At 18.1% G+C, this 15,568-nt stretch carries 17 protein-coding genes, 3 tRNA genes and 1 pseudogene; 12 read left to right on the plus strand and 9 right to left on the minus strand.

Going from position 1 to position 15,568, the window contains the following annotated elements; all coding sequences use genetic code 11:
* Positions 1 to 46 precede the first annotated feature (46 nt).
* The 5 genes from dnaB (at position 47) to hemW (ending at position 4,680) form a co-directional block, all read left to right on the plus strand.
* A complete protein-coding gene (dnaB, locus tag RJK19_RS01890; protein ID WP_343184010.1) occupies positions 47 to 1,441 on the plus strand; it encodes a replicative DNA helicase in 1,395 nt (464 codons plus the stop codon).
* Between the two features lie 116 nt (positions 1,442 to 1,557).
* Entirely contained in the window at positions 1,558 to 2,520 is a 963-nt protein-coding gene (gene gshB, locus RJK19_RS01895) for a glutathione synthase (protein WP_343184011.1), read from the plus strand.
* Positions 2,521 to 2,544: 24 nt separating this feature from the next.
* Complete coding sequence (locus RJK19_RS01900; protein WP_428994307.1) at positions 2,545 to 3,111, plus strand: YqgE/AlgH family protein; 567 nt, start codon at positions 2,545 to 2,547, stop codon at positions 3,109 to 3,111.
* Positions 3,104 to 3,538: a Holliday junction resolvase RuvX gene (ruvX, locus tag RJK19_RS01905; protein ID WP_428994308.1), complete on the plus strand. Its 435-nt coding sequence runs from the start codon at positions 3,104 to 3,106 to the stop codon at positions 3,536 to 3,538. The genes RJK19_RS01900 and ruvX overlap by 8 nt, the downstream gene beginning before the upstream one ends.
* Before the next feature lie 2 nt (positions 3,539 to 3,540).
* The gene (hemW, locus tag RJK19_RS01910; RefSeq protein WP_343184013.1) at positions 3,541 to 4,680 is read left to right on the plus strand and encodes a radical SAM family heme chaperone HemW; all 1,140 of its coding nucleotides are present in this window, start codon (positions 3,541 to 3,543) and stop codon (positions 4,678 to 4,680) included.
* A 1-nt stretch (position 4,681) separates the two neighbouring features.
* Here hemW and trmB read toward each other — a convergent pair whose 3' ends face one another.
* Positions 4,682 to 5,407, minus strand: a complete 726-nt coding sequence (trmB, locus tag RJK19_RS01915; RefSeq protein ID WP_343184014.1) for a tRNA (guanosine(46)-N7)-methyltransferase TrmB — start codon at positions 5,405 to 5,407, stop codon at positions 4,682 to 4,684.
* A gap of 137 nt (positions 5,408 to 5,544) precedes the next feature.
* On the opposite strand from trmB, the gene RJK19_RS01920 reads away from it, so the two are divergent.
* Positions 5,545 to 5,781 carry an oxidative damage protection protein gene (locus tag RJK19_RS01920; RefSeq protein ID WP_343184015.1) on the plus strand — a complete coding sequence of 79 codons (237 nt, stop codon included), beginning with the start codon at positions 5,545 to 5,547 and terminating at the stop codon, positions 5,779 to 5,781.
* Here RJK19_RS01920 and sbcB read toward each other — a convergent pair.
* Both sbcB and RJK19_RS01930 read right to left on the minus strand, forming a co-directional pair.
* Positions 5,778 to 7,211 carry an exodeoxyribonuclease I gene (gene sbcB / locus RJK19_RS01925; RefSeq protein WP_343184016.1) on the minus strand — a complete coding sequence of 478 codons (1,434 nt, stop codon included), beginning with the start codon at positions 7,209 to 7,211 and terminating at the stop codon, positions 5,778 to 5,780. The two genes, RJK19_RS01920 and sbcB, sit on opposite strands and share 4 nt — an antisense overlap.
* A 39-nt stretch (positions 7,212 to 7,250) precedes the next feature.
* Positions 7,251 to 7,323: transfer RNA gene (locus RJK19_RS01930), tRNA-Asn, on the minus strand.
* Between the two features lie 119 nt (positions 7,324 to 7,442).
* On the opposite strand from RJK19_RS01930, the gene RJK19_RS01935 reads away from it, so the two are divergent.
* Both RJK19_RS01935 and rph read left to right on the plus strand, forming a co-directional pair.
* A tRNA-Ile gene (locus RJK19_RS01935) sits at positions 7,443 to 7,515 on the plus strand.
* A 52-nt stretch (positions 7,516 to 7,567) separates the two neighbouring features.
* Positions 7,568 to 8,299, plus strand: coding sequence for a ribonuclease PH (gene rph, locus RJK19_RS01940; RefSeq protein ID WP_343184017.1), 732 nt, complete (start codon positions 7,568 to 7,570; stop codon positions 8,297 to 8,299).
* Between the two features lie 132 nt (positions 8,300 to 8,431).
* On the opposite strand, the gene rplI is transcribed toward rph, so the two are convergent.
* The 5 genes and pseudogenes from rplI to pgi form a co-directional block, all read right to left on the minus strand.
* A complete protein-coding gene (gene rplI / locus RJK19_RS01945) occupies positions 8,432 to 8,881 on the minus strand; it encodes a 50S ribosomal protein L9 (protein WP_343184018.1) in 450 nt (149 codons plus the stop codon).
* 37 nt (positions 8,882 to 8,918) lie between these two features.
* Positions 8,919 to 9,146 carry a 30S ribosomal protein S18 gene (rpsR, locus tag RJK19_RS01950; protein ID WP_343184019.1) on the minus strand — a complete coding sequence of 76 codons (228 nt, stop codon included), beginning with the start codon at positions 9,144 to 9,146 and terminating at the stop codon, positions 8,919 to 8,921.
* Positions 9,147 to 9,179: 33 nt separating this feature from the next.
* Positions 9,180 to 9,530 carry a 30S ribosomal protein S6 gene (gene rpsF, locus RJK19_RS01955; protein WP_343184020.1) on the minus strand — a complete coding sequence of 117 codons (351 nt, stop codon included), beginning with the start codon at positions 9,528 to 9,530 and terminating at the stop codon, positions 9,180 to 9,182.
* Positions 9,531 to 9,610: 80 nt separating this feature from the next.
* Positions 9,611 to 10,548: pseudogene (gene miaA, locus RJK19_RS01960) on the minus strand (tRNA (adenosine(37)-N6)-dimethylallyltransferase MiaA).
* Positions 10,549 to 10,683: 135 nt separating this feature from the next.
* On the minus strand, positions 10,684 to 12,321 hold the full coding sequence (gene pgi / locus RJK19_RS01965) for a glucose-6-phosphate isomerase (protein WP_343184021.1): 1,638 nt from the start codon (positions 12,319 to 12,321) through the stop codon (positions 10,684 to 10,686).
* Positions 12,322 to 12,449: 128 nt separating this feature from the next.
* On the opposite strand from pgi, the gene orn reads away from it, so the two are divergent.
* Both orn and RJK19_RS01975 read left to right on the plus strand, forming a co-directional pair.
* Positions 12,450 to 12,992: an oligoribonuclease gene (orn, locus tag RJK19_RS01970; RefSeq protein ID WP_343184022.1), complete on the plus strand. Its 543-nt coding sequence runs from the start codon at positions 12,450 to 12,452 to the stop codon at positions 12,990 to 12,992.
* 67 nt (positions 12,993 to 13,059) lie between these two features.
* Positions 13,060 to 13,133, plus strand: a tRNA-Gly gene (locus RJK19_RS01975).
* 141 nt (positions 13,134 to 13,274) lie between these two features.
* Here RJK19_RS01975 and rpmE read toward each other — a convergent pair.
* Positions 13,275 to 13,487 (minus strand): 50S ribosomal protein L31, encoded by a 213-nt coding sequence (gene rpmE, locus RJK19_RS01980; protein ID WP_343184023.1) that lies wholly within the window; start codon positions 13,485 to 13,487, stop codon positions 13,275 to 13,277.
* A gap of 166 nt (positions 13,488 to 13,653) precedes the next feature.
* Between rpmE and hslV the strand changes: the two genes are divergently transcribed.
* On the plus strand, positions 13,654 to 14,184 hold the full coding sequence (gene hslV, locus RJK19_RS01985; RefSeq protein ID WP_343184024.1) for an ATP-dependent protease subunit HslV: 531 nt from the start codon (positions 13,654 to 13,656) through the stop codon (positions 14,182 to 14,184).
* A gap of 9 nt (positions 14,185 to 14,193) precedes the next feature.
* Positions 14,194 to 15,528, plus strand: a complete 1,335-nt coding sequence (hslU, locus tag RJK19_RS01990) for an HslU--HslV peptidase ATPase subunit (RefSeq protein WP_343184025.1) — start codon at positions 14,194 to 14,196, stop codon at positions 15,526 to 15,528.
* Positions 15,529 to 15,568: the final 40 nt, after the last annotated feature.

The following is a 15,568-nucleotide window of genomic DNA, read 5'->3' on the forward strand; positions in this document are numbered from 1 at the left end:
ATTATAATAAACAAAAACAATAAATAAAAATAGTTAGATATTTTAAATGGAAAAAAATAAAAAAATATTTGAAACTTTATACAAAAATAAAAAATATAAAAAAAAAACACCACCACATTCTATAGAAGCTGAACAATCTATATTAGGTGGATTAATGCTAGATAATAATAAATGGGATACAGTTTCAGAAATAATAGTAGAAAAAGATTTTTTTATAGTTCAACATAGAATAATATTTAATGAAATGAAAAATTTATTAGATTTAGAATGTCCAATTGATTTAATAACATTATCAGAATCTTTAGAACAAAAAAAAAAATTAGAAATAGTAGGAAGATTTTCTTATCTTGCTGAATTATCTAAAAATACTCCAAGTACAGCAAATATTAAAGCATATGCTAATATAGTAAAAGAAAGAGCAATAATAAGAGAAATAATATTAGCAGCTAATAAAATGATAATAGCAGGATATAACACAGAAGGCAAAAATAGTGAAAATTTATTAGACTATGCTGAATCTATAATTTTTAAAATTTCTGAAAATAGAATAAAAAAAAAATCAGGACCAAAAAATATAGTTCAAATATTAGATTCTACTATATCTAATATAGAAAATTTAATGAAATCTCCTATTGAAGATATAACAGGTATAAATACTGGATATCAAGATTTAAATAAAAAAACTTCAGGACTACAAAAATCAGAATTAATAATAATAGCAGCTAGACCTTCTATGGGAAAAACTACATTTGCTATGAATATTTGCGAAAACATAGCTATGATATATGAAAAACCAGTATTAATATTTAGTTTAGAAATGCCTGTAGAACAAATAATGATAAGAATATTATCATCATTATCAAGAGTTAATCAATCTAAAATAAGAACAGGAAAATTAAATGATGAAGATTGGTCAAGAATATCTAGCACTATAAATATTTTATTAAAAAAAAAAAATATATATATAGATGATTCTTCTTCATTAACTACAACAGAAATAAGATCTAGATCTAGAAAAATATATAGAGAAAACAAAGGAATTAGTTTAATTATGATAGATTATTTACAGTTAATGAAAATACCATCTATAAAAGAAAATAGAACTTTAGAAATAGCAGAAATTTCTAGAACATTAAAATCATTAGCTAAAGAATTAGAAGTTCCAATAATAGCTTTATCTCAATTAAACAGATCATTAGAACAAAGAGCAGATAAAAGACCTTTAAACTCAGATTTAAGAGAATCAGGATCTTTAGAACAAGATGCAGATTTAATAATGTTTATATATAGAGATGAAGTATACTATGAAAATAGTGATTTTAAAGGAATAGCAGAAATAATAATAGGAAAACAAAGAAATGGTCCTATAGGAACTATAAGATTAACATTTAATGGTCATTGGTCAAGATTTGACAATTATTCTGGAATAAAATATAAATAAAAAATATTAATAATATATAAAAAATCAAATTTTAATAATTATAATTTTTTAAAAATATATTACTATATATAATAACATTAATTTAAAAAACATAAAAAAATAATATAAGATAAATTATGAAAATAAGAATAGGAGTAGTAATGGATCCTATAAATAGTATAAATATAAAAAAAGATTCTACTTTTTCTATATTACTTGAATCACAAAAAAGAAATTATACTATATATTATATGGAAATAAAAGATTTATATATATATTTAAATAAAGCATATTCTAATACAAAAATTATAAATATTCAAAAAGATAAAAAAAAATGGTTTAAAATAATTAAAAAAAAAACTATATTATTATCTAAATTAGATATAATTTTCATGAGAAAAGATCCTCCAGTAAATATGGAATTCATTTATTCAACATATATTTTAGAAAAAGCAGAAAAAAATGGAACAATAGTAGTTAATAAACCTAGTAGTTTAAGAAATTTTAATGAAAAAATTTTTAGTATAAAATTTAAAAAATTTATTCCGGAAACATTAATAACATCAAAAAAAAAAATAATAAAAAATTTTATAAAAAAAAATAAAGATATTATAATAAAACCGTTAAATGGAATGGGTGGACATTCAATATTTAGAATAAAAAAAAAAGATAAAAATTTTTCTGTAATAGTTGAAACTATGACAAAAAAAGAAACTAAATATTGCATAGTACAAAAATATGTAAAAGAAATATTAAATGGAGATAAAAGAATAATAATAATAAATGGAATTCCAATAAAATGGTGTGTTTATAGAATTCCAAAAAAAGGAGAAAATAGAGGCAATATAGCTTCAGGAGGAAAAGTTAAATTAAAAAAAATAAATAAAAAAGATCTTAAAATTTCCAAAAGAATTGGTAAATTTTTAATAAAAAAAGGTATAATAATAGCAGGAATAGATATAATAGGAAATAAATTAATAGAAATAAATATTACCAGCCCTACATGTATAAGAGAAATAGAAAACTTTTATAAAGTTTCTATTTCAGAAATGTTATTAAATTGTTTAGAAAAAAAAATATTAAAAAAAAATATAAAATAAAAAATATAAAAATAGGTATAAAAAATGAAAATAGCATTACAAAACCATTTTTTAATAGCTATGCCTGGTATAGAAGATCCATTTTTTAAAAAATCAGTTATATATATATGTAAACATGATTCTAGTGGTACTATGGGAATAATAATAAATAAACCAATAGAAAATTTAAAAATAAAAGATATATTAATAAAATTAAAAATAAAAAACATAAAAGAAGAAAATAAAGAAATAAATAAACCTGTAATTTTAGGAGGACCTCAATCTGGAGATAGAGGATTTATATTACATTCTTCTAAAAAAAATTTTTCATCAAGTATTAAAGTTTCTAAAAAAACTTTAATAACTACATCTAAAGACATACTTGAATCCATAGAAAAATTAGAAAAACCAAAAAATATATTAGTAGCATTAGGATATTGTTCATGGAAAAAAAATCAATTAGAAAATGAATTATTAGAAAACTCATGGTTAACTGCTCCTGCAAATAGTTATGTTTTATTTAAAGTTCCTATGAAAAAAAAATGGAATGAAGCAGCAAAAATATTAGGAGCAGATATAAAAAAAATTACAATAAACTTTGGACATGCATAAAATGAATTATATATCTTTCGATTATGGGACAAAAAATATAGGTGTAGCTATAGGACAAAAAATTACTAATACAGGCAATATATTAGATTCTATAAAATCAAAAAATAAAAATATAAATTGGAAAAAAATAGAAAAAATAATAAAATTATGGAATCCTAAATCTATAATAATTGGATTACCATTAAATATGGATGGAACAGAACAAAAATTTACTAAACAAACAAAAAATTTTGCTAATAAAGTTAGTAAAAAATTTAATATAAAAGTACATATGCATGATGAAAGATTAAGTACAGTAGAAGCAAAAAGTATTTTATTTAAAAAAGGATTTAAAAATTTAACGAAAAACAAAATAAATTCTACATCAGCTTTAATAATATTAGAAAGTTGGTTTTTAAAAAAATCTTTTATAAAAAAAAGTATATAAGTATGAAAAAAGATATATATTTAAGTCTGTACATACATATACCATGGTGTATAAGAAGATGCCCTTATTGTAATTTCAACATTTCAACTTTTAATATAAAAAAAAAAAAAAAATATATTAAAAAATATATAAAAAGTATGTGTATAGACCTTAAAAAAGATATTAAATTAACTAAAAAAAGGAAAATACATACTATATTTATAGGAGGAGGAACTCCTACAATATTTACATATAAAGAAATATATACAATGTTAAAAAAAATAAAAAAAATAGTAAAATTTTCTAAAAACATTGAAATAACTATTGAAATGGATCCTAAAACCATAAAAAATAAAAATATAAAATTTTATGAAAAAATAGGAATAAATAGAATATCTATAGGAATACAAACTTTTAATAATAAAAAATTACGTTTTTTAAAAAGAATGTATAAATGTAATGAAGCTATAAAAATTATAAAAAAATGTAAAAAAAACAAAAATACTAAAATAAATTTAGATATTATGCATAGTTTACCAAATCAATCATTATATGAAGCACTTGTTGACATAAAAATTGCTTGTAAATTAAATTCAAATCATATTTCTTGGTATAAATTAGAAATAGAAAAAAATACTATTTTTTATAAAAAAAAAATTAAAAATACTATTGAAAAAATTTATTTAAAAATACTAAAATATGGAAGAATTATTTTAAAAAAAAATAAATATAAACAATATGAAATATCTTCTTATTCGAAAAATAATGATGAATCTAAACATAATTTAAACTATTGGAATTTTGGAGATTACATAGGAATAGGATGTGGTGCTCATGGAAAAATAACTATAAAAAATGGAGAAATAATAAGAACAATAAAAGAAAAAAATATAAAAAAATATAATTCAAAAAAACATTTATATAAAATAAAAATTATTAAAAAAAAAGAAAAAATTTTAGAATTTTTTATGAATAAATTTAGATTATATAAACCATTTTTAATAAAAGATTTTTTTAAATATACTAAAATAAAAATAAAAAAAATTTATAAAAAAATTTATAAAGCTAAAAAAAATGGTTATATAAAAATTAAAAATAAAAAAATCGAAACTACAAAAAAAGGAAAAAATTTTTTAGAAGATTTATTAGAAATATTTGCATAATTTAAATTTTTTTATATATTATGTTATATATAACTTTTTTCTTATTTTTAGCTATATTTTCATATTTAGTATTTATATTATTTTTTTTATTAAAATTTTTATATTTATCTTCAATAAAAAAAAAGTTTTTAAAACAATTAATAATTTCTATATTTTTAATAATATATATATAATATGATTTACAATCAGTCATAATATGCAATATACCATTTTTTATTAGTTTTAATCTTACTAAAGATAAAAACATTAAGTTTATTAATCTTCTTTTATTATGTCTTTTTTTTTTCCAAGGATCAGGAAAAAATATTTGAATTTTAAATATTGAATTATCTAATAACATATATTTTAAAACTTTTAAAGCATCAAAATAAATTATTTTCAAATTTTTTATATTATATTTTTTACATTCTTTAATACAATGTAAAATTCCATTAATATATACTTCTATTCCTAAAAAATTTATTTTAGAATTTTTTATAACATCAAAACATAATTTTTTTCCATTTCCAAATCCTATATCTAAAATTATAGGATTTAAATTATTTTTAAAAATATATTTTTTTCTAATATAAGAAAATTCTATACAAAATTGTTTCCAAAATTTTTTTATAATTTTAATATTAATATTACTTATTTTTTTTCTTCTTAATACAAAACTTTTAACTTCTCTAAATAATATATTTTTATTTAAAATATTTATTTTTTTTAAATTTTTATTTATTTTCATATTGTTTAAAATAATAAAAAATCTTACTAAATTCAAAATATAACTTTTATTATAAAAAAATTATTTAAAATATTTATATTATACATTATAATAAAAATAATTAAATTATATAAAATATAAAAACATTAAAAAGATATATGAATAAAATTATAAAATGTTCTTTTTTTAAAAAAAAATTAAAAAGATTAAAAAAACAAGAATATCCTGGAAAAATAGGAAAAAAAATATATAATAAAATATCAGAAAAAGCTTGGAAAAAATGGAAACTTGAAGAAATAAAATTAATTAATGAAAAAAAATTAAACATGGTACACAGTAGTGATATAAAAAAATTAGAAAATTACATGATAAAATTTTTATTTAAAAAAAATTAATAATTTTTTAAAATATTAACTATATATTTAATATATATAAATACTTTTTTTATTAAAGAAACATTTATTTTATTAAAACAATTTTCTTTCAACTTTTTTTTTAAATTTTCTATATATTTATTTAAAAACTTATAATTAATAATTTTTAAACAATGTTTTTTCCATTTTTTTTTTTCTAAATAATTTAATGTATTAATAAAATTTCTTGCTTTAAATCTAAAAAATAATTTATTCATTCTATAATCATGAAACAAAAATTTTTTTTTTAAGACTTTTTCTATATTTACATTATGAATTTTTTTCATAATATTTTTATCACTTTCACAAAAAAAACTTTCATAAATTTTCATATCTACATCTATTTTTTTTTTTTTATTTTCTTTTTTTTCTTTTAAAAAAAAATTTTTTAATAATAAAAAAAAATTCCACTTAGATCTTATATAAGATATTTTATCATTTTTTTTTTCTAAATTAATTTTAAATCTTGTAAAATCTTCTTTTCTAAATACAGATAATGGAGCAATTACTGGAGATCTATTAATATAAATAAATAAAATACCAAATAAAAATAATTTATTAATTTTTAAATTTAAACATTTTTTTTTATAAATATAATATATTAAATATTTTACATTTTTTGATAAATCAAACATAACAGCTATATTAGAATTTTTAGGATGAATAAATAAAAATAAAACAGTAGATAAATTAAAATTTTCAGTTTTAAAAATACTAGAAGAAAAAAAAATTGGTTTCCAAACATTTCTATTTATTATTGATAAAACATTCTTTTTAAATCTCATTTTTAATATATAATAAAATAATCTTTTATTTTTTCTTTTTAAAAATTTTGTAACAGAAATAGTAGCATGTACATCATAAATAGCATTATGAGCTTTTTTATAAAAAATATTATTTTTTTTTGTAAAATCAATTAATTTAAAACTAATATTTTTTTTTTTATTTTTTTTTGGCCATATTATATTTTCAGGTCTAAATGAATAATAAGCTCTTAACATTATTAAAATATCTAATCTAGAACTATTATTTTTCCAATGCCAACTATATGGATCAAAAAAATTTCTATAGAATATATTTCTAGTAAATTCATCATCAAAACTAAAATTATTATATCCTACAATACATGTATTTTTTTTTATAAAAATTTTATTTATTTTTCTTGCAAAAAAATATTCATTTAAACATTTTTTTTTTAATAAATCTAAAGGTGATATTTTAGTTATAAAAATAGAATCTATATTAGGTAAATAATCTATAGGAGGAATACAAAAAAAACAAATATCAGAACTTATAATATTTAAATCAAAATCTGTTATAACACAAGAAAATTGAAATGGTTTGTCTATAGATGATCTTGTACCAAATGTTTCATAATCATAAAAAATAAAATAAAAATTTTTTAATAACATTTTTAAAATTAAAAAAAAACATAAAAACAATTTTTTTTGCTCCTCCGACTGGGATCGAACCAGTGACATACGGATTAACAGTCCGCCGTTCTACCAACTGAACTACAGAGGAAAATATAATTATTATTATTAATTAATAAACTATTAATGTCAAATTATTTTAAAAAAAAAAAAATATATATAGAAAAAAAATATTATATATAATATAATACTATAAATAATATATAAGTTGGCCCTTTAGCTCAGTGGTTAGAGCACACGACTCATAATCGTTAGGTCGCTGGTTCAAATCCAGCAAGGGCCATAAAAATTTGAAATAATTTTTACTTTTAAAAATAAAAATATTTTTATATATAATGACAAATAAAAAAAGATTGTTTAATAGATCGTTTTTAGAAATGAGACCTGTAATTTTTAAAAAAAATTATACTTCTCATTCTGATGGATCAATATTAATAAAAGTAGGTAATACATCAGTTTTATGTAATGCTTCTATACAAGAAAAAGTACCTTTTTTTATAAAAGGACAAAAAACAGGGTGGATAAATGCAGAATATGGAATGATTCCAACTTCAACTCATAAAAGAAATATAAGAGAATCTATACATGGAAAACAAAAAGGAAGAACAATAGAAATACAAAGATTTATTTCAAGATCTTTAAGATCTTCTATAAATTTAAAAGAATTGGGAGAAAGAACTATTTTATTAGATTGTGATGTATTAGAAGCTGATGGAGGAACTAGATCTGCATCTATAACTGGATCTTATATAGCAATGGTGCTAGCATGTAGAAAATTAATGGAAAAAAAAATATTAAAAAAAAATCCAATAAAAACTGTATTGGCATCAATATCTGTTGGAATAGTTGACAATGAATATATGTGTGATTTAGACTATAATGAAGACTCTAGAGCATGTTCAGATATTAATATAGTAATGGATTCAGAAGAAAAAATAGTAGAAATACAAGGTACAGCAGAAACAAAAACTTTTAAAGAAAAAGATTTATATAATCTTATATCAATAGCAAAAAAAAACATAAATTTTTTAATAAAAAAACAAAAAGATATAATAAAAAAAATATAATAAATTTAAAAAAAATTATTAATATTTTTTCTTATATCTATAATAATTTTTTATTTTTAAAATTTTTATATATTAAAATAGATATAAGAATTATAATAATTTATTATATGTTTTATAGTAACATATATATGTTTATTTAGATAAAACTTCTATATAAATATTAGATTTTATATTTTTATGCAATTTAAATAAAACATTATAAGTTCCTAACTTTTTTATAAAATTATTTTCTATATAAACATTTTTTTTATTAACTATTATTCCAATCTTTTTTAAATTATGTACGATAATTTTAGAATTTACAGATCCAAATAACTTTCCATCTTTACTAGATTTAGCAAAAATTCTTATTTTTTTTAAATTATCTAATTTGGATTTTATATCATGAAAAAAAGAAATTTTATTTTCTATTATTTTTTGATTAAAAATTCTTTTTTCATTAAATTTTTTAATATTTTCTTTATTAGCTAATATAGCTTTTCCATTAGGAAACAAAAAATTTCTAGCATATCCTGGTTTAACATTAACTATATTGCCTTTTTCTCCTAAATTTAATATTTTTTTTGATAATATTATTTTCATATAATTTTTAAAAAATCTATTATTTCATATTATATTTCTATTTATGTTTATCAGTATAAGGTAATAAAGATAAATATCTAGCTTTTTTTATAGCTTTAGAAAGCTTTCTTTGATATTTTGACTTTGTACCAGTAATTCTACTTGGAACTATTTTACCATTTTCAGTAATATAATTCTTTAACAAATTTATATCTTTATAATCTATATCTTTTATTCCCTCTGAAGTAAATCTACAAAATTTTCTTCTTCTAAAATATCTAACCATTTTTTATGTCCTTATTAAAATATTAAGAAAAAATTATTTATTATTTTTAATTTTTTTTTCAGAATCTTTTGTTAAAAACATAGGAGACTTATTTAATATTGGTTTTTTTACAGAAATTACAAGATTTCTCAAAATATTTTCATCAAATCTTATTTTACTTTCAAATATTTTCATAATATCTTTAAAAACTTCTATGTTAATTAATACATAATGACCTTTATGAATTTTCTTTATTGGATATGACAAATGTCTTCTTCCCCAATTTTCTAATCTATGTATAATTCCTTTATTTTCTTTTATAAAATTTATATATTTTTCTAAAATGTTAGTAACTAAATTACTATTTCCAGGATGGAATATTAAAACTATTTCATAATTTTTCATATAAAAATAAATACCATGTAAAAAAAATTAATTTAAATTAATAAAATATAAAAAAATATATAAAAATTTTAAAAATATAATTATATTATATAAATATTTTTTTTAAAAATTTCTAAAATTTTATTCTCAGAATTTTCTATATCCTCAGAACATAAAAAATGTAAATTTTTCCAAGATCTTATCCAAGTCATTTGTTTTTTTACTAATTTTTTAGTAGCAAAAAATATTTTATTAAACATTTCATTATATGTAATTTTTTTATTTATAAAATCCCACATTTGTGAATATCCTATGCAATTCATAGACTGAAATTTTACATTTAAAATATTATTTTTAAATAATTCATAAACTTCTTTTTCAAAACCAGAATCTATCATTTTTTGTAATCTTAAAATTATATTTTTATAAAGAAAAAATATATTTTTTGGTATCAAAGCAAATTGTAAAACTTCATATGGAAACTTGTTTTTTTTTATAAAACTACTTTTTTTTTTCCAGTAGTATAATATACTTCTAAAGCTCTAGATAATCTATATATATCATTTTTGTTTATGTTCATAGCACTTTTCGAATCTATATCAAAAAGTTTTTTATATAAACTAATAGAACCATTACTATTAGCGTAATTTAAAATTCTATTAGTTAAATATTTATTTTTTTTAGGCAAATTTATTAGTCCATTTAAAAGTATTTTGTAATACAACATCGTACCTCCAACTAATAAAGGGACTTTTTTTTCTAAAAAACATAATTTTATTTCTTTTAATGCATCATAATAAAAATTTGCAACAGAATATCTTTGATTAGGATATATTATATCAACTAACTTATGAGGAAACTTTTTCAATTCATATTTGTTTGGTTTTGCAGTACCTATGTTCATATATTTATAAACTAATGAAGAATCTACACTAATTATTCTTGCATTAATTTTATTATAAATCTTCATAGCTAAAGAAGTTTTTCCACAACAAGTTGGTCCCATTAAAAAAATTACTATATTATTATTTTTATTCATAAAATTATTTTGAATTTAATATATATAATATGCTTAATAAATTTTTTATATTATTTATAAATGGAAACATATTTTTTTACCTATAAAATTTTAATATTAATATTATAATATATCATTAACAATGATAAAACAATTCTATTTTTTCCATTTTTTATAATATTTTATTAATCCATCTGTAGAACTATCATATTTATGATTAATTTTTTTATTTTTCTTTAAATGTTTATATATAATGTCAGATAAATTTTTTCCTAATTCTACACCCCATTGATCAAAACTAAAAATGTTTAAAATTATACCTTGAGAAAATATTTTATGTTCATACATAGATAATAAAACTCCAATACTTTCAGGATTAATATTTTTAAATAAAATAGAATTAGAAGGAACATTACCAAAAAAATTTTTATATAAATTTAAATTATTTTTAAAATATTTTTTTTTTTTAATATTTTTTTTTATAGAACTATTACCAAAAGCTAATGCTTTTGTTTGAGCAAAAAAATTAGATAATAAATTTATATTATGTTCATGAAAAAAATCATTATTATTATTTATAAAAGAAATAAAATCACAAGGTATAAATCTAGTTCCTTGATGTAAAAGTTGAAAAAAAGAATGTTGGCAATTTGTTCCAACACCACCCCATATTATTTGACTAGTATTATAAAAAATTTTTTTACCATTTTTATCAACATTTTTTCCATTTGATTCCATATTTAATTGTTGTATATATTTAGTAAATTTATTTAATCTATTACTATAAGTTAAAATAGCTTCTGTTTCTGCATTAAAAAAAATATTATACCAAAAACTTATTAGAGAAAGTATTATTGGAATATTTTTATTATAAGGTGTTTTATAAAAATGATTATCCATTTTATTAGCTCCATATAAAAATTTTTTAAAATTTTTATATCCTATAGATAACATTATAGATAGTCCAACTGATGACCAAACAGAATATCTACCTCCAGTCCAATTAAAAATTTTAAAAATATTTTTTTTATTTATTCCAAATTCTATAGCTTTATTTTTATTATTAGAAATAGCATAAAAATGTTTAGAAAAAAATTTTTTTTTATTAAATTTTTTATTAAAATATTTTTTTATACTTTTAGCATTTTTTATAGTTTCATAAGTTGTAAAAGTTTTAGAAACTATAAAAAATATAGATGTTTCTAAATTTATTTTATTTAATATATCTATCAAATTATTATTATCTATATTAGATAAATAATGCACTTTTAAATGATTTCTATAATCTTTTAATGCACTGTTAACCATTTTAGGACCTAACTCAGAACCTCCTATTCCAATATTAACTACATCAGTTATTTTTTTATTAGTAAAACCTCTAAATGTTCCATTTATTACATTTTTAGAAAAATTTTTCATTTTTTTTAAACATTTTTTAATTTCTATCATTATATTTTTTTTATTTAAAAAAAAATTAGAATTAAAATCTTTTCTTAAAGCTATATGCAATACAGAATTATTTTCAGTTTTATTTATTTTTTTCCCTGAAAACATTTTTTCTATTTCTTTTTTTATTTTAATTTCTTCAGCAAATTTTAACAAAAATTTTATGGTATTATCATTCATTATATTTTTAGAATAATCAAATATCATAATATCCATAAAATTTATAGAAAATTTATTAAATCTTTTCTTATCATTTAAAAAAAAATCTTTAATATGAAAATTTTTAATTTTTTTAAAATTTTTATATAATATATTAAAATATTTTTTTTTATTAAAATAATTTTTCATAATATTTATAATATTTTTTTTTACATTTTTAATAAATAATACTACATTTTTTTATATAAATATAAAGTAAATTTATAATAATATTATAAACAAAATATAATAATTTTTTAAAAAAAAAGTTATAAAATATGAAAGATAAAACATTAATATGGCTAGATTTAGAAATGACTGGATTAGATCCAGAAAAAAATTTTATTTTAGAAATAGGAGTAATAATTACAGATAAATATCTGAATATAAAAACAAAAGGAATATCAATAAATATACATCAAAATAAAAAAATATTGAAAAAAATGGATGATTGGAATAAAAAAACACATAAAAATAGTGGACTGTTAAAAAAAGTAAAAAAAAGTAAATATAATGAAAAATCTGCAGAAAAAAAAATTATAAAATTTATAAAAAAATTTGTGAAAAAAAATAAATCTCCAATGTGTGGAAATTCTAATTTTATAGACAAAATGTTTCTAAAAAAATTTATGCCTAATTTATTAAATTATTTTCATTATAGAACAATAGATGTAAGTACAATTAAAGAAATATTTAAAATTTGGAAAAAAGAAAAATATAAAAAATTTAAAAAAAAAAAAAATCATACAACTATAAAGGATATAAAAGAATCAATAAAAGAATTATTATACTATAAAAAAAAATTTTTAATATGCAAATAAAAATATATTTTATAATAAAATAAAAACTTGTTTAAAAAAAAATATTAATATATAATTTACAAAATAAGCGGGAATAGCTCAGCAGGTTAGAGTGCAACCTTGCCAAGGTTGAGGTCACGAGTTCGAATCTCGTTTCCCGCTAAAAAATATTTAAATAAATTTATATAAAATATAAATATATAATTAATATTAATAATGTTCTTAAATAATTAAGGCATATAAAAAAATATTATATAATATTTTAATAAAAATATTAAAAAAATAATATTTTTAATATTATAATTAGTTTTGAAAATTTTTAAATCTTTTATTAAATCTTTCAATTCTACCACTAGTATCAACAACACGTTGTTTCCCAGTAAAAAATGGATGACATACACCACATATATCTAAATTAATAGATTTTTTTTTTATAGTAGAAAAAAATTTTATATTTTTTCCACATGAACAAAAAGCATTTATCTCTTTATATTCAGGATGTATTTTTTTTTTCATATTGTTAAAACCTTTTTTTTAAATAAATAAAAAATATTAAAAAATATATAATAAAAATATAATATATACAAAAATTTAAAACAATATATTAAAAATATAATATATTTTAATAATAAAAAATCAATATAAATTTTTTAATATATTTAAAATATATAAAAGGAATTTTATGACAACTATATTAAGTGTACGTTTAAAAAAAAAAGTAGTAATAGGTGGTGATGGACAAGCAACATTAGGAAACACAATAATAAAAAGTAATGTAAAAAAAGTAAGAAATTTATATAATAAAAAAGTTATAGCTGGATTTGCTGGAGGAACAGCAGATGCATTTACATTATTTGATTTATTTGAAAAAAAATTATTAGTTCATCAAGGTCAATTACAAAGATCTGCTATAGAATTAGCAAAAGATTGGAGAACAGACAAAATATTAAGAAAATTAGAAGCTTTATTAGCTGTCGCAGATAAAAATACATCTTTAATAATTACAGGTAATGGAGATGTTATCAAACCTGAAAATGATTTAATTGCAATAGGATCAGGAGGATCATATGCTCAAGCATCAGCTCAAGCTTTATTAAAACATTCTAATTTAACAGCAAAAGAAATTGTAAAAGAATCTTTAAAAATTGCATCTAATATTTGTATATATACAAATCAAATTTTTACAATAAAAGAATTATCTTCAAAAAAATAAGGATTAAATATGTCAGAAATGACTCCAAAAAGTATTGTTAAAGAATTAGACAAATTTATAATAGGACAAAAAAAAGCAAAAAAGGCGGTAGCAATAGCGCTTAGAAATAGATGGAGAAGAATGAAAGTAAGAAAAGATCTTAGATATGAAATAACTCCTAAAAATATATTAATGATTGGACCTACTGGGGTTGGGAAAACAGAAATAGCAAGAAGATTAGCAAAATTAGCAAATTCTCCATTTATAAAAATAGAAGCAACAAAATTTACTGAAGTTGGATATGTAGGAAAAGAAGTAGATTCTATAATTAGAGATTTAACTGATTTAGCTATGAAAATAGTTAGAGTTCAAATAATAGAAAAAAATAAAGAAAAAGTGAAAAATATAGCAGAAGAAAAAATATTATCAGTTTTAGTACCAACAGTACAAAATAATTGGGGAATTCAAGATACAAATCAAAGACCATTAGCTACAATACAATCATTTAGAAAAAAATTAAGAGAAGGAAAATTAGATGATAAAGAAATAGAAATAAATATTTCAGTTACTCCATTAGGTGTAGAAATAATGGCACCTCCAGGAATGGAAGATTTAACAAATCAATTACAATCCATATTTCAAAATTTAGGAAGTAACAAAAAAAGAACTAGAAAATTAAAAATAAAAGATGCAATGAAAATATTAATAGAAGAAGAAGCATCTAAATTAATAAATCCAGAAGAAATTAAGAAAAAAGCTATAAATGCAGTAGAACAAAAAGGAATAGTATTTATAGATGAAATAGATAAAATATGTAGAAGAAGTGGAATAAATTCAGGACCTGACATTTCTAGAGAAGGAGTTCAAAGAGATTTATTACCATTAGTAGAAGGATGTACAGTTTCTACAAAATATGGAACTGTAAAAACAGATCATATATTATTTATAGCTTCCGGAGCATTTCAAATATCTACTCCATCGGATTTAATTCCAGAATTACAAGGAAGATTACCTATTAGAGTAGAACTAAAATCATTAAATATAGAAGATTTCGAAAGAATTTTAATAGAACCTAGTTCTTCAATTACTATTCAATATAAAGAACTAATGAAAACAGAAGGAATAAAAATCAACTTTAAAAAAAGTGGTATAAGATGCATAGCGGAAGCAGCATGGAAAGTTAATCAATCAATGGAAAATATAGGTGCTAGAAGATTACATACAGTTATGGAAAAATTAATGGAAGATATTTCATTTAATTCAAATAATAAAAAAAATAAATTAGTAGAAATAAACAAAAAATATGTAGAAAAACACTTAGAAAAGTTTGTATCTAATGAAGATCTAAGTAAATTTGTATTATAAAAAAAAATATTAAAAAATGTATATATAAAATTTTTTCTTA

This window comes from Buchnera aphidicola (Ceratovacuna keduensis) (genome assembly GCF_039372665.1).
In the GTDB taxonomy this organism is placed as follows: domain Bacteria; phylum Pseudomonadota; class Gammaproteobacteria; order Enterobacterales; family Enterobacteriaceae; genus Buchnera_G; species Buchnera_G aphidicola_D.

Excerpts from the sequence above, each read along its gene's own strand:
- dnaB (WP_343184010.1), top strand. The coding sequence starts at position 47 with ATGGAAAAAAATAAAAAAATATTTGAAACTTTATACAAAAATAAAAAA.
- gshB (WP_343184011.1), top strand. The coding sequence starts at position 1,558 with ATGAAAATAAGAATAGGAGTAGTAATGGATCCTATAAATAGTATAAAT.
- RJK19_RS01900 (WP_428994307.1), top strand. The coding sequence starts at position 2,545 with ATGAAAATAGCATTACAAAACCATTTTTTAATAGCTATGCCTGGTATA.
- ruvX (WP_428994308.1), top strand. The coding sequence starts at position 3,104 with ATGCATAAAATGAATTATATATCTTTCGATTATGGGACAAAAAATATA.
- hemW (WP_343184013.1), top strand. The coding sequence starts at position 3,541 with ATGAAAAAAGATATATATTTAAGTCTGTACATACATATACCATGGTGT.
- trmB (WP_343184014.1), bottom strand. The coding sequence starts at position 5,407 with ATGAAAATAAATAAAAATTTAAAAAAAATAAATATTTTAAATAAAAAT.
- RJK19_RS01920 (WP_343184015.1), top strand. The coding sequence starts at position 5,545 with ATGAATAAAATTATAAAATGTTCTTTTTTTAAAAAAAAATTAAAAAGA.
- sbcB (WP_343184016.1), bottom strand. The coding sequence starts at position 7,211 with ATGTTATTAAAAAATTTTTATTTTATTTTTTATGATTATGAAACATTT.
- rph (WP_343184017.1), top strand. The coding sequence starts at position 7,568 with ATGACAAATAAAAAAAGATTGTTTAATAGATCGTTTTTAGAAATGAGA.
- rplI (WP_343184018.1), bottom strand. The coding sequence starts at position 8,881 with ATGAAAATAATATTATCAAAAAAAATATTAAATTTAGGAGAAAAAGGC.
- rpsR (WP_343184019.1), bottom strand. The coding sequence starts at position 9,146 with ATGGTTAGATATTTTAGAAGAAGAAAATTTTGTAGATTTACTTCAGAG.
- rpsF (WP_343184020.1), bottom strand. The coding sequence starts at position 9,530 with ATGAAAAATTATGAAATAGTTTTAATATTCCATCCTGGAAATAGTAAT.
- pgi (WP_343184021.1), bottom strand. The coding sequence starts at position 12,321 with ATGAAAAATTATTTTAATAAAAAAAAATATTTTAATATATTATATAAA.
- orn (WP_343184022.1), top strand. The coding sequence starts at position 12,450 with ATGAAAGATAAAACATTAATATGGCTAGATTTAGAAATGACTGGATTA.
- rpmE (WP_343184023.1), bottom strand. The coding sequence starts at position 13,487 with ATGAAAAAAAAAATACATCCTGAATATAAAGAGATAAATGCTTTTTGT.
- hslV (WP_343184024.1), top strand. The coding sequence starts at position 13,654 with ATGACAACTATATTAAGTGTACGTTTAAAAAAAAAAGTAGTAATAGGT.
- hslU (WP_343184025.1), top strand. The coding sequence starts at position 14,194 with ATGTCAGAAATGACTCCAAAAAGTATTGTTAAAGAATTAGACAAATTT.